The organism is Caulobacter sp. 17J65-9 (assembly GCF_010975005.1).
GTDB lineage: Bacteria > Pseudomonadota > Alphaproteobacteria > Caulobacterales > Caulobacteraceae > 17J80-11.
The window spans coordinates 1-12,082 of sequence record NZ_JAAIVC010000013.1 but is presented as its reverse complement, the minus strand read 5'-3'; the positions used below and the strand labels follow the sequence as shown (position 1 = coordinate 12,082).

The window sequence follows — 12,082 nt, the reverse complement described above, 5'->3', positions numbered from 1 at the left end:
CCCCCTCATCCTCCCGTCCAGACCTTCGCCCTTCGGGCTCCGGTGGACGGGGCCCTCCTTCTCCCTCAAGGGGAGAAGGATCTATTCAATCCGCCCCTCCAGCGCCTGCTCGCACTTCGCGCCGGCGCCCAGCACGTCGCGCGTGACGCTCGCGCCCTTCAGCGCCGGGTCGTCGGCCAGCAACCGCACCTTCTCCATCTTGTCAGGCTGGACCGGCGGCTCGCCGGGCGCGAGCGCGCGCACGGCGTCCATACCGGCGATCACCCGGCCGAAGACGGTGAACTGCTTCTCCAGCGGCGCGTAGCCGGTGACGATGAAGAACTGGCTGTCGCCGCTGTCGGGGTCGTCGTAGTGGGCCATGGCCAGCACGCCCGGGCAGAACTTCGCCCAGGCCGTTCCGTCGGCGCCCTTGGCCAACGGCAGCGGCCCGACCACGTCGCCCGTCGACTTGAAGGTGAACTCGGCCTTCAGCCCGCCCTTGCCGGAGGGATAGACCCCGTCGGTCCGCTTCTCGCCGCCCTGGGCGATGTAGTTGGGGACCACCCGATAGAACCGCGCGCCGTCGTAATAGCCCTCGCGGGCCAGCTGCTTCATGCGCGCCACATGGCCGGGCGCGGCTTCGGGGACCAGTTCGACCAGCACGCGGCCCTTGCCGGTGTCGATCACCAGCACGTTGTCTGGCGCCACCGCCGTCCGCACGGCCGCCGCGGCCGGGACCGCGATGATCAGCGCCAGGGCCGTCCACGCCGTGCCCGCAATGCGGCCGCCTCGGATCACCGCCCTCGCCCTCGCTCCCAGATGATTCCAGCGCGCAAAAGGAGCACAGCCTCTAATGCTTCGTCGCGGGTCAGACCGCCACTGACCTCCAGAACGCCGTTCTCAGGTGCGGCGGTGAGCTCAGGCGCCCTCAAGACCCGGCCGTCCACGACAATCGCCATGCGCCGACCGAGGTTCGCTCGAACGGTGTCGCCGAAGCGGCTCGCGTCATCCCCGCCAAGCCGGATCGCGATCCCCCATTCACCGTCGCGGTCCTGGGAGACCCAAGCCTCCGACATGCTGGCGCCGGTCATGATCGGCGCCCGGTCGACCGTGAGCGTCGTCCCAGCGGACCAAGTCGGGAGGACTTCCACCACCGGCGGCGTGGCGTCGGAGGTCGAGGCTGAGTGGTTCGGCTCCGCCACCAGCCTGAAGGTAATCTCGGGCCCGGGCGCGGGTGCAGGCCGCTCCGCAGCGATGCTTGAAGTCGCGAAGAGCGCGACGCCAAGGCCGATCGCAATCGCCCTCGACCCCGCCCTCACCTCACGCGCCCTGGGTCGGGACGTCGACGTCGCACACCGAGAAGCCGGCGCCCTTTTCCTTGCGGACCTTGTCGACTAGGGCGGCGAAGGCCTTGGAGCGGACGTCCAGCACCTTGATCTTCGGCTGCTCGGCGGCCGGCATGTCGGCCATCACGCGCACCTTGACCATCTTGTCCGGGGAGGCCGGCGGCTCGCCGGTCGCCAGCTTGCGCACCACGTCCAGGCCCGACGCCACCCGGCCGAACACGGTGTAGTTCTTGTCCAGGATGTGGTTCTCCCCGCGCATCAGGAAGAACTGGCTGTTGGCGGTGTTCGGATCGCCGGTGCGGGCCATGCCGGCCACGCCCGAGCAGAACAGGCCGTAGGCCGGCACGCGCTGGTCGGCGGTGAACAGCATCATGTCGTCGGCCTGGGTCTGCACCGGCAGCAGGCCGGCGAACCCGGTCGACTGGCCCTTGGCGCTGTCGATCGAGGCGTAGGCCACGTCGGCGCCGCGGCGGAAGGTGAACTCCGCCTGCAGGTCCGGATAGGTCGAGCCGCCCTGGCCGGTGCCCTGCGGGTCGCCGGTCTGGGCCATGAAGTCGTTGATCACCCGGTGCCAGATGATGCCGTCGTAGAAGCCTTCACGGGCCAGCTGCTTGAGGCGCTCGACGTGGCGCGGCGCGGCCTGGGGCGACAGCTCGACCACCACGCGGCCCTTGGTGGTGTCGATCACCAGGGTGTTCTCGGCATCCAGCGCGCGCCAGTCGGCGGCCTGGGCGGTCACCGTCGGCGCGACGGGCGTGGCGGCCGAAACGGCGGCGGGCCCGGCCAGGGCCGCCAGGGCGGCGATCACGACAGCTTTCATGCTCTTTCCCCTCTCAGGGCCCCACTCAGGCGAAGCCGTCGATCTCTGCGGTTTCGCGCCATTTTCGGCAAGCTCAGAATGGGGGATTTCTCCCCCGCCCCTCAGCTCTTCATGCCACGGCTCACCCGCCCTGGACCGGCACCTCGATGTCGCAGATGGAGAAGTCGGCGCCCTTTTCCTGGCGCACCTTGGCGACCAGGGCGGCGAAGGCCTTGGAACTGGTGTCCATCACCTTCAGCTTCGGCGCGTCGGCGGCGGCCATGTCGCCCATCATCCGCACCCGGATCATCTTGTCCGGATTTTCGGGCGGCTCGCCGACGTTCAGCGAGCGCACCACGTCCAGCCCGGTCACCGCCCGGCCCCAGATGGTGTAGCGCTTGTCCAGCGCCGGATAGGGCTGGCGCATGATGAAGAACTGGCTGTTGGCGGTGTCGGGCTCCTCGCCGCGCGCCATGCCGGCCACGCCCGGGCAGTACAGCCCCCAGGCGTGCACCTTCTTGTCGCCGGTCTTGGCCATCAGCTCGTCCGGCTGGGTCTCGATCGGCAGGGTCCCGACGAAGCCCAGCACCGCGCCGGCCGGCTTGGCCACCGGCGTCATGGCCAACTCAGGGCCGCGGCGGAAGGTGAACTCGGCCGGCACGTCCGGATAGGGCGACTGGCCCTCGCCCGTGCCCAGCGGGTCGCCGGTCTGGGCCATGAAGTAGTCGATCACCCGGTGCCAGGACTGGCCGTCGTAGAAGCCCTCGCGCGCCAGCTTCTTGATCCGCTCCACGTGCTGGGGCGCGGCGGCGGGGGTCAGCTCGACGACGATGCGGCCCTTGGTGGTGTCGATCACCAGGGTGTTGTCGGGATCCAGCGCGCGCCAGTCGGCCGCGCTCGGGGCCGGATCGGCGGCGGGCTTCTTCGGCCCCTTCGGCGCGGCGTCGGCGGCGCCCGTGACGGCCAGGGCGGCGACGGCCGCGAGCACGACGGATTTCATGGGATTCCCCTCCCCGGGAGCTTTGCGGTCGAGATCAACGGGTTCGGGTGGGATTGTCCATCCCCTCCCCTTCTCCCCTTGCGGGAGAGGGAGCGCTGGATCACTTCACCCGCGCCGGGATCTCCAGGTCGCACGGCGAGAAGTCGGCGCCCTTGGCCTTGCGGGCCTTCTCGACCTTGGCGGCGAACTCGGCGCTGCGGACGTCCATGACCTCCACCGTCGGACGCTCGGCGGCGGGAATGTCGGACAGCATGCGCACCTTGACCATGGCGTCCGCGTTCTTGACCGGCTCGCCGGTCTTCAGCTTGCGCACCACGTCCAGGCCCGACACCACGCGGCCGACCACGGTGTAGCGCTTGTCCAGCGCCGGATAGGGCTGGCGCATCAGGAAGAATTCGCTGTTGGCGCTGTCCTCGGCCTCGCCGCGGCCCATGCCGACCACGCCCTGGCAGTAGAGCCCCCAGGCCGACGCCTTGCCGTCCGACGCGCGCGCCATGGCGGCGTCCGGATTGCCCTGCACCGGCACGCTCTGCACGAAGCCCAGCACCGTGCCGTAGGGTTGGGCCACCGCCGCGAACGGGGTCTGCGGCCCCCGCCGGAAGGTGAACTCCGGCTTCAGGTCGGGGTGGCTAGACTTGCCGCCGTCGACGTTTCCGGGGTCGCCGGTCTGGGCCATGAACCAGTCGATCACCCGGTGGAACTCAAGCCCGTCGTAGAGCCCCTCGCGGGTGAGCAAGCGGATCCGCTCCACCGCGTTGGGCGCGATCTCCGGGACCAGCTCGACCACCACGCGGCCCTTGGAGGTGTCGATCACCCAGGCGTTGTCGGGCTCGACCGTCCGCCAGGTCGGAACGGGCTCGGCGGCCGAGGCGACGGCCGGCGCGGCGAGCGCCAGGGCGGCGGCGAACAGAACGGCTTTCAACGGATGCTCCCCCGAATTTGGGCGCAGGTCAGCGGGTTCGCGGCCGGTTGTCCAGAGCACGCCGAATAATCCGGCGGCGGGCGCGAAGCGTGCTAGAAGCGAGGCGTTCGTTCGCCGGACTGTCGCGCGCCGCGCGCCCCGGCAGACGCCCCGGAAAGGGGCAGCCCATGATCTTCGCGACCCCGATTCGATTCGGCCCGACCGCGCCCGCGGATCGGGAATTCCGTCGCGCGCCGGACCTCCGTCGCGTGCGACCAGGAGCACCGTCATGGCCAAGGGTCAGAAACGCAGCGGCCGCGAGCCGCGCAAGCCGAAGGCCGAAAAGCCCAAACCGCCGATCGTGATCTCGGCCGGCACCGCTCCGTTCCAGAAGAGATGACGTGACGGCTGTTTCACCGGTCCAGACGGCCGCCGCGCTCGGCCGCGGCTACGCCGAGACCCTGCGCGCGATCAAGACTTGCGAGGACGCGCTGAAGCGCCTCGAGCGGGACAATGAAAGAGAGCTGCGGGCCCTGCGCCGCACGCTGCGCGGCGGCCGGGCCGGCGACACCTATGTCGCGGAATCCGAGCTGTTCCAATCCTGGCGCGCGCGCCGCGAAACGCTGGCCGCGGAACTGCGCCGGCTGAAGGCCGCGCTTCAGGACCCGCGCGGAACGCCCGAAGCCACGCCCAAGGGACTTGCATGAACAGCCTTCGCCGCGCCCAGCCCTACCGCCCCACCTATTCAGGAGACATCGTGATGACGCCGCTCAAGGCTCCCGCGCCCACCCCGACCAAGCCCGCGCCGACCCTCCGCTCGGCCGACTTCCGCAACGCCATCGTCAAGGCGCAGGCCGACGGCCTGGGCGTCAACGCCCTGACCCTGCGCCTGACCCTGCGCGACGAGTCCGAGCTCAAGCGCGATCCGACCGTGAAGGTCGAGGAGATCAGCTTCAAAGGCGGCGTGATGCGCTTCCTCGGGGTGAAGGTGGTGTCCGGCGGCGTCGCCGTCAGCAGCCTGGACCGCGGCGAGGCCTAGGTACCGCTCGCCGGGTCGACCGCTCCCGCGAGTCAGCGGAGGCTCGCGCGCGAACGCGGGTCGCCGGGGGACGGACAGTGTCGATCTTCGAGTACGTGATGGTCCTGGTGTCGGTCGTGCTGTCGCTCGGCCTGACCCACCTGTTGTCCGGCTTCGGCGCCCTGGTGCAGGGCGGCGGCAAGGTGAAGTTCTCAGGCCTGCACGCCCTGTGGGCGGCGATGTGCCTGCTGCTGACCTTCGACATGTGGCTCAGCCTCTGGGGCCTGCGCGACCTGCAGGCCTGGAGCCTGCCGGTCCTGCTCATCGTGTTCGCCTCGACCGTGGTGCTCTACCTGTTCGCCATGTTCGTCACGCCGGCCGCGTCGGACGAGCCGCGCGACCTCTACCAGTTCCACCTGGACAACCGGCGCGGCTACGCGGTCGCCATGGGCGTCTACCTGGTGATCGGCGCGGTCCTGAACGCCACCCTGACCAAGCAGTTCGTCGGCGTGAACGCCAGCATCCCGGTGATGCTGGGCCTGCTGGCGCTGGCCTGGTTCGTCCCCGCGCGTTGGGCGCAGTGGGTCGCGGGCGTGGGCCTGTTCGCGACCCTGGCCGGCTATTTCGCGCTGTACCTGCCGCAGATCAGCATGTGAGGGCGGACCCGCCCGGCGGCGCGCGCCGTTGTCGGGCATGGCCCACCGTCCCTCCGCAACGGACTGGATCGCCCGCGTCGCGGCGATTGAGGCCGGCGCGACCGGCCTGCTGCTGCTGGCCAGCCCGCCGCTGTTCGCCCGGCTGATCCTGGGCGCCGACCTGACCGAGCCGGGCTCGGCGCTGGGGCGGCTCGGGGGCGTCGTGCTGATCGGCCTGGCGCTGGCCTGCTGGCCGGCCCCGACGGCGAGCGTCGCGCAGCTGCGGGCGCTGACGATCTACAACCTGCTGGTCGGCGCGGACCTGGCCTGGCTGGGGAGCACCGGACCTGCAGGGGTCCTACTCTGGCCGGCCGTGATCCTGCACGTCGCGCTGGCTTTCCTGGTGGCACGAGCCTGGCGGCAGGCCAGACGCGCCTAAGTGAACTCCGTTCACCTCAACTTAACCATCCCCCGCGAATCCACACATCGCAACCGCCGTTACGCCGGCGTCGATGCAAGCGAATGGTCGGGGAATCCAAATGGTGCGTTCGATAAACACTGGCGTCGTGCTCGGCGCCGCCTTCTGCATGCAGTTGTCGCTGAGCGGCGTCGCCCACGCCGAAGGGCCGGCGGTTTCGGGCCTGAACGGCAAGATCGAAGCGGCCGCCGGCGCGGCCGACGGCGGCGGCGACACCCACTATCGGGTCGGCGGGTCGGTGACCCTGCCGCTGGGACGCGACTGGGGGCTGCAGGCCGACGGCTCGTACCAGGACTACGGCCAGACGGCGGGCGCCGGCGCCGTGCACCTCTTCACCCGCGATCCGGATCGCTACCTCTTCGGGGCCACCGTCTCGGGCGTGCAGTCCGACGCCGCGACCCTGGGCGCGATCGGCGCCGAGGGCGAGCTCTACCTGGGCCGCTTCACGCTCGACGGCTGGGCCGGCTACGGCTCGCTCGACTATGACGAGACGGTCGCGCCGGACAAGGACGGCGGCTTCGCCATGGTCGGCGCGGGCTACTATCCCACCGACGACCTGCGCCTTGGCCTGGGCGCGGCCTCGGTCTTCGGCGCCGACTCGGTGAACTTCGGCGCGGAATACCAGTTCGCCAGCCTGCCCCTGTCCTTCACCTTCGACGCCCGCGTCGACGAAGACGGCGAAGCGTCCGGCCTGGCCGGCCTGCGATTCTACTTCGGCGGCGAGCGCAAGACGCTGATCCAGCGCCATCGCCAGGACGACCCGCGCGACCGCGGCTTCGACCTGTTCGCCGCCGCCGGCCGTCAGGCGCTGGAGCGGCCCGCCGTGGCCTCCGACTTCACCAGCCAGGGCGCCTGCGAGGCGGCCGGCTTCACCTGGACCGCCGAACACTGCACCTGATCGGACAGGCCAGCATTCAGGCCAGCTCGCACAGGTAGGGGATGAACTTGCGTCTTTCCTGAAAATCGGAAGACGCAAGCCTCCTGAACGCGATCTCGAAGTCCGGGTGCAGCTGCGCCTTCAGGCGCTGCGCGAAGCGGTCTTCGTCGCCCGCGCGCTCGCCCGGCACATACCGGAATTCCAGCCTGTCCGGCGCGACCTGGGCGAGTTGCCAGATCTCCGCGCCCAGTTCGAGGACGTCGTCGTCCGAGATGTTGGGCAGGATCGGCCGTCCGTCCGGCAGGCGGAACATGTGGGCGATGCGGCCGAGGATGTCGCCCAGCACCGGCAGGGTCCTGCCGCAGCGGCAGTCGTTACCGCTCGCCGTGGCGATGTCGCCGATCTGGTAGCGAATGAGCGGCTGGGCCGTGTTGTAGAACGGCGTGATCACCACCCGGCCCGGCTGCCCGGCCGCCGCGGGCCGGCCGTCGTCGCCGACGACCTCGACCAGCATCAGCTCGGCGTTGACGTGGTAGTGGTCCGCCATCGGGCAGGCGTGGGCGATCCGGTAGGTCTCCTGGGAGGCGTAGAACGGGATCGTCCGTGCGCCGAAGGCGTCGTCAAACAGCTTGCGCCGGGCCGGGCTCACCGCCTCGCCGAAGGGCAGGATCGCCTCGACCCGGATGTCGAGCCCGCGCCGCAGGACCTCGTGCGCCAGCACCGAGAGGCGGGTGACCAGCCCGCTGAGATAGCTCGGCCGGCGCCGCTGGATGAATTCGAGCGCCTGGTCGGGGGACGCCGCCAGGTTCAGGTCGTACTGGCGGCCGGGCGCCCCGGTCCGCAGCGCGGGCGGCCCCCAGGGCTCATGCAGCAGGCCGTCGGGATAGGCGCCGACCTGCGGGTCGTCGCCGAAGACGCACACGTGGGTGCGCGCCACGTCGATCCCGTGCCAGTCGTAGGCGCGGGCGGTGGCGCTGCTCGCGGCCAGGGCCGCCAGCGCGTTCTGCGAGGTGACGATCGGCTGGCCGGTCGAGCCCGAACTGCGCGACTGCATGATCTCGCCATGCCCCGGGGGCGAGGCGCCCGACTGCATGGCGTCGTAGCGGGTCTGCAGGTCCGCGCGGGTCAGGACGGGGATTTCGTGCCAGCGGTCCCAGTCGATCTCGCCGTCAGCCCCGAGAACGGCGTCCAGCCGCGTCTCGTAGAACGGCACGGTCGCGCGGGCGTGACGCAGCAGGTGAGCGAGCTGGCCGCGCTGGTGCGCCGCCATGCGATCGGCCGACCAGTACTGGCTCTGGGTCAGCATGTCGTAGAGCTGGCCGTGCAGCCTTCGCGCTTCGGCCACGCTCGGTTGCGCTGAATGCATCTGGCGTAGCGCTTAGGCGAACTTCGCCTTCACCCGCTCGGCCACCGTCTCGGGCACGAAGGCGGAGATGTCGCCGCCCAGGCGGGCGATTTCCTTGACCAGGCGCGAGGCCACCGCCTGGTGCCTCGGGTCCGCCATCAGGAAGACCGTCTCAATGTCGCGATTGAGCTGCTGGTTCATCGCGGTCATCTGGAATTCGTATTCGAAGTCGGCGACCGCGCGCAGGCCGCGCACGATGACCTGGGCCCCGACCTGCTCGGCGAAGTGCATCAGCAGGCTGTCGAAGGGCTGAACGACGATCTGGCCGTCGGAGATCTTCGCGCACTCCTCGCGGACGGTCTCGACCCGTTCCTCGAGGCTGAACAGCGGGCCCTTGTCGCGGTTGATGGCGACGCCGATCACCAGCCGGTCCACCAGCTTCACGGCCCGCCCGATGATGTCCAGGTGGCCGTTGGTGATCGGGTCGAAGGTGCCCGGATAGAGACCGACGCGCATTAGCGCCCCCCGTCGTTGCAGCCGGCCGAGGCTTACGCCTCGACCGCCGCCTCTTCTTCAGATTCGCTGGACTCGCCCTCGGCCAGACGCTCGACCGAGACGACGCGCTCGCCGCCCGCGGTGCGGAAGATGGTCACGCCCTGGGTGTTGCGTCCAGCCCGGCGGACCTGCTTGGCCGGGGTGCGGATCAGCTGGCCGCCGTCGGTGACCAGCAGGATCTCGTCGCCTTCCTCGATCGGGAAGGAGGCCACCAGCTTGCCGCCGCGCTTGGACAGGTCGTGGGCCTGCAGGCCCTGACCACCGCGCCCGGTGCGCCGGTACTCGTAGGCCGACGAGCGCTTGCCGAAGCCGGTGTCGGCCACGGTCAGGATCACCTGCTCGGCCGCCTTCAGCTCGTTGAACCGTTCGGCGGTCAGGGTGACGACGCCTTCGGCGCCCTCCTCCTCGGCCTCTTCGGCGGCCGGAGCGGCCTCCTCGCCGGCGTCGCCCAACTGGCGGCGCAGCTCTTTCAGATAGGCGGTGCGCTCGGCCGGGGTGGCGTCGACGCGGCCCAGAACGGCCATGGAGATGACCTCGTCGCCGGACGCGAGGCGGATGCCGCGCACGCCGGTGGAGTCACGGCCCTTGAACACCCGCACGTCGTCCACCGCGAAGCGGATGCAGCGGGCCAGCGCCGTGGTCAGCAGCACGTCCTGGTCTTCCGTGGCGACCGCCACGCCGACCAGGGCGTCGTCCTCGCCCAGCTTCATGGCGATCTTGCCGGCGCGGTTGACGTTGACGAAGTCGGACAGCTTGTTGCGGCGCACGTCGCCGGCGCGGGTGGCGAACATCACGTCCAGCGCGTCCCACTGCGCCTCGTCCTCGGGCAGCGGCAGCACGTTGGTGATGGTGTCGCCGGTCTCGAGCGGCAGCAGGTTGACCCAGGCCTTGCCCTTGGAGGTCGGCGTGCCCAGCGGCAGGCGCCACACCTTCATCTTGTAGACCTTGCCGGCCGACGAGAAGAACAGCACCGGCGCGTGGGTGGAGGCGCTGAACACGCCCACGATCGCGTCCTCGTCCTTCATGGCCATGCCGCCGCGGCCTTTGCCGCCGCGATGCTGGACCCGATAGGTCGAAAGCGGCGTGCGCTTGACGTAGCCCGAGTGGGTGATGGTGACGACCATCTCCTCGCGGGGGATCAGGTCCTCGTCCTCGAGCTCGGCGTCGCCTTCCACGATCTGGGTGCGGCGCGGCACGGCGTAGGCGTCACGGACCTCGACCAGTTCGGCGCGCACGATGCCCAGCACCCGCTCGCGCGAGGCCAGGATTTCCAGATAGCCCTGGATGGCGCCAGCCAGCTGGCGCGCCTCGTCGAAGATCTCGTCGCGGCCCAGGCCGGTCAGACGCGACAGGGTCAGGGCCAGGATGGCGCGGGTCTGCTCGTCGGTCAGGCGGATCAGCCCGCCGTCCAGCACGATGGAGCGCGGGTCGGCGATCAGCTCGACCAGCGAGATCATGTCGCCGGCCGGCCAGTTCTTCGCCTGCAGGCGTTCGCGCGCCTCGGTCGGATCGGCCGAGGAGCGGATGATGTGGATGACCTCGTCGATGTTGGCCACCGCGATGGCCAGACCGACCAGCACGTGGCCGCGGTCGCGGGCCTTGGCCAGCTCGAACTTGGTGCGGCGGACCACCACCTCTTCCCGGAACTCCAGGAACAGGTCCAGCAGGCGGCGCAGGCCCATCTGCTCGGGCCGGCCGCGGTCCAGGGCCAGCATGTTGACCCCGAACGAGGTCTGCAGCTGGGTGTAACGGTACAGCTGGTTGAGGACCACGTCGCCCGAGGCGTCGCGCTTCAGCTCGACCACCACGCGCATGCCGTCGCGGTCGGACTCGTCGCGGATGTCGGAGACGCCCTCGATCTTCTTCTCGCGCACCAGTTCGGCGATGCGCTCGATCATCGTGGCCTTGTTCACCTGATACGGGATCTCGGTGATGACCACGGCCTCGCGGTCCTTGCGGATCGTCTCGACCGAGGCCTTGCCGCGGGTGATCACCGAGCCGCGGCCCGAGATCAGCGCGTTGCGCGGCGCGGTCCGGCCGATGATCTCGCCGCCGGTCGGGAAGTCCGGGCCGGGCACGATGTCCAGCAGGTCGTCCAGGCCGATGTTCGGATCGTCCAGCAGCGCCAGGCAGGCGTCGACCACCTCGCCGAGGTTGTGCGGCGGGATGTTGGTGGCCATGCCGACGGCGATGCCGCCGGCGCCGTTGACCAGCAGGTTCGGGATCCGCGACGGCAGGACGACCGGTTCCAGTTCCTTGCCGTCGTAGTTGGCCTGGAAGTCGACCGTGTCCTTCTCGATGTCGGCCAGCAGCGCCACGGTGGGCTTGGCCATGCGCGATTCGGTGTAGCGCATGGCCGCCGCCGGATCGCCGTCGACCGAGCCGAAGTTGCCCTGGCCGTCGACCAGCACCAGCCCCATGGAGAAGGGCTGCGCCATGCGCACCAAGCTGTCGTAGATCGCCTGGTCGCCGTGCGGGTGATACTTACCCATCACGTCGCCGACGATACGCGCCGACTTCACATAGGGGCGGTCCGGCGTGTTCCCCTGCTCGTGCATCGAGAACAGGATGCGCCGGTGCACGGGTTTCAGGCCGTCGCGCGCGTCCGGCAGGGCGCGCGAAACGATCACGCTCATGGCGTAGTCGAGGTACGAGCGCTTCAGCTCGTCTTCGATGGCGATGGGGGCGATGCCCCCACGGCCCGGCTCCGAACCGGAGGGTATGGTCGCGTCGTCGCTCACGGGGAAAGCTTGGGAATCGAAACGATTGCGTTCCGGCTCTGATTAGCACCCTGGCCCCGTTGGCGCAAAAGGCGCGGTCGAGCTGTCCCCACACGTTTGCGCCGGTTCGCGCCTGACGCGAGAAGCCGCGGCCGCGCGGACCGGGCGTTCTCCCCGCGAGATAGGCCGCGGGGCTGAACCACAAGGGAATTTCCGGCGCCCCTCCATTCGGATGATCGACTTGGCCGTCCCGACAGTTTTCTGTGGACGCGCAAACCCTGAGAGGGAGGACCGATGTTCGAAGCGTTCCTGATCGCGGCGGCCCTGGCCGCCGCCCCGGCCCCGGCCCCGGCCGCCAAGCCCGCCGCCGCAGAGCCCGCCCCCAAGCCGGCGGCCACGGCCGAGCTGAAGGACGCCTCGGGCGCCACC

At 70.2% G+C, this 12,082-nt stretch carries 14 protein-coding genes; 6 read left to right on the top strand and 8 right to left on the bottom strand.

The window, feature by feature from the left end; genetic code table 11:
* Window positions 1-81: 81 nt before the first annotated feature.
* The 5 genes from G3573_RS04065 to G3573_RS04045 form a co-directional block, all read right to left on the bottom strand.
* Complete coding sequence (locus G3573_RS04065; protein WP_163259573.1) at window positions 82-777, bottom strand: peptidylprolyl isomerase; 696 nt, start codon at window positions 775-777, stop codon at window positions 82-84.
* A complete protein-coding gene (locus tag G3573_RS04060; RefSeq protein ID WP_163259572.1) occupies window positions 774-1,070 on the bottom strand; it encodes a hypothetical protein in 297 nt (98 codons plus the stop codon). The genes G3573_RS04065 and G3573_RS04060 overlap by 4 nt, the downstream gene beginning before the upstream one ends.
* A gap of 229 nt (window positions 1,071-1,299) precedes the next feature.
* Window positions 1,300-2,145: a peptidylprolyl isomerase gene (locus G3573_RS04055; protein ID WP_163259571.1), complete on the bottom strand. Its 846-nt coding sequence runs from the start codon at window positions 2,143-2,145 to the stop codon at window positions 1,300-1,302.
* A gap of 121 nt (window positions 2,146-2,266) precedes the next feature.
* On the bottom strand, window positions 2,267-3,124 hold the full coding sequence (locus G3573_RS04050) for a peptidylprolyl isomerase (protein ID WP_163259570.1): 858 nt from the start codon (window positions 3,122-3,124) through the stop codon (window positions 2,267-2,269).
* A 100-nt stretch (window positions 3,125-3,224) separates the two neighbouring features.
* Window positions 3,225-4,046 (bottom strand): peptidylprolyl isomerase, encoded by an 822-nt coding sequence (locus G3573_RS04045; RefSeq protein ID WP_240454499.1) that lies wholly within the window; start codon window positions 4,044-4,046, stop codon window positions 3,225-3,227.
* 268 nt (window positions 4,047-4,314) lie between these two features.
* Between G3573_RS04045 and G3573_RS22145 the strand changes: the two genes are divergently transcribed.
* From G3573_RS22145 to G3573_RS04020, 6 genes are all read left to right on the top strand, one after another.
* Window positions 4,315-4,425, top strand: a complete 111-nt coding sequence (locus G3573_RS22145; RefSeq protein ID WP_240454498.1) for a hypothetical protein — start codon at window positions 4,315-4,317, stop codon at window positions 4,423-4,425.
* 1 nt (window position 4,426) lies between these two features.
* On the top strand, window positions 4,427-4,732 hold the full coding sequence (locus G3573_RS04040; RefSeq protein WP_163259568.1) for a hypothetical protein: 306 nt from the start codon (window positions 4,427-4,429) through the stop codon (window positions 4,730-4,732).
* Window positions 4,729-5,064, top strand: coding sequence for a hypothetical protein (locus G3573_RS04035; RefSeq protein WP_163259567.1), 336 nt, complete (start codon window positions 4,729-4,731; stop codon window positions 5,062-5,064). The genes G3573_RS04040 and G3573_RS04035 overlap by 4 nt, the downstream gene beginning before the upstream one ends.
* A gap of 77 nt (window positions 5,065-5,141) precedes the next feature.
* Window positions 5,142-5,699, top strand: a complete 558-nt coding sequence (locus G3573_RS04030) for a hypothetical protein (protein ID WP_163259566.1) — start codon at window positions 5,142-5,144, stop codon at window positions 5,697-5,699.
* 37 nt (window positions 5,700-5,736) lie between these two features.
* A complete protein-coding gene (locus tag G3573_RS04025) occupies window positions 5,737-6,117 on the top strand; it encodes a hypothetical protein (RefSeq protein ID WP_163259565.1) in 381 nt (126 codons plus the stop codon).
* A gap of 100 nt (window positions 6,118-6,217) precedes the next feature.
* Window positions 6,218-7,054 carry a hypothetical protein gene (locus tag G3573_RS04020; protein ID WP_163259564.1) on the top strand — a complete coding sequence of 279 codons (837 nt, stop codon included), beginning with the start codon at window positions 6,218-6,220 and terminating at the stop codon, window positions 7,052-7,054.
* A 16-nt stretch (window positions 7,055-7,070) separates the two neighbouring features.
* Here the strand turns inward: G3573_RS04020 and G3573_RS04015 are convergent, their stop codons facing one another.
* From G3573_RS04015 to gyrA, 3 genes are read right to left on the bottom strand one after another with little or no spacing between them, the layout of a single operon-like run.
* Window positions 7,071-8,399, bottom strand: coding sequence for a phenylacetate--CoA ligase family protein (locus G3573_RS04015; protein ID WP_163259563.1), 1,329 nt, complete (start codon window positions 8,397-8,399; stop codon window positions 7,071-7,073).
* 12 nt (window positions 8,400-8,411) lie between these two features.
* On the bottom strand, window positions 8,412-8,894 hold the full coding sequence (gene coaD / locus G3573_RS04010; protein ID WP_163259562.1) for a pantetheine-phosphate adenylyltransferase: 483 nt from the start codon (window positions 8,892-8,894) through the stop codon (window positions 8,412-8,414).
* A gap of 32 nt (window positions 8,895-8,926) precedes the next feature.
* Entirely contained in the window at window positions 8,927-11,674 is a 2,748-nt protein-coding gene (gene gyrA, locus G3573_RS04005) for a DNA gyrase subunit A (protein WP_163259561.1), read from the bottom strand.
* Window positions 11,675-12,082: the final 408 nt, after the last annotated feature.

Coding starts and splice junctions, on each gene's coding strand:
- G3573_RS04035 (WP_163259567.1), top strand. CDS start 4,729: ATGAACAGCCTTCGCCGCGCCCAGCCCTACCGCCCCACCTATTCAGGA.
- G3573_RS04060 (WP_163259572.1), bottom strand. CDS start 1,070: ATGACCGGCGCCAGCATGTCGGAGGCTTGGGTCTCCCAGGACCGCGAC.
- G3573_RS22145 (WP_240454498.1), top strand. CDS start 4,315: ATGGCCAAGGGTCAGAAACGCAGCGGCCGCGAGCCGCGCAAGCCGAAG.
- G3573_RS04020 (WP_163259564.1), top strand. CDS start 6,218: ATGGTGCGTTCGATAAACACTGGCGTCGTGCTCGGCGCCGCCTTCTGC.
- coaD (WP_163259562.1), bottom strand. CDS start 8,894: ATGCGCGTCGGTCTCTATCCGGGCACCTTCGACCCGATCACCAACGGC.
- G3573_RS04050 (WP_163259570.1), bottom strand. CDS start 3,124: ATGAAATCCGTCGTGCTCGCGGCCGTCGCCGCCCTGGCCGTCACGGGC.
- G3573_RS04025 (WP_163259565.1), top strand. CDS start 5,737: ATGGCCCACCGTCCCTCCGCAACGGACTGGATCGCCCGCGTCGCGGCG.
- G3573_RS04015 (WP_163259563.1), bottom strand. CDS start 8,399: ATGCATTCAGCGCAACCGAGCGTGGCCGAAGCGCGAAGGCTGCACGGC.
- G3573_RS04055 (WP_163259571.1), bottom strand. CDS start 2,145: ATGAAAGCTGTCGTGATCGCCGCCCTGGCGGCCCTGGCCGGGCCCGCC.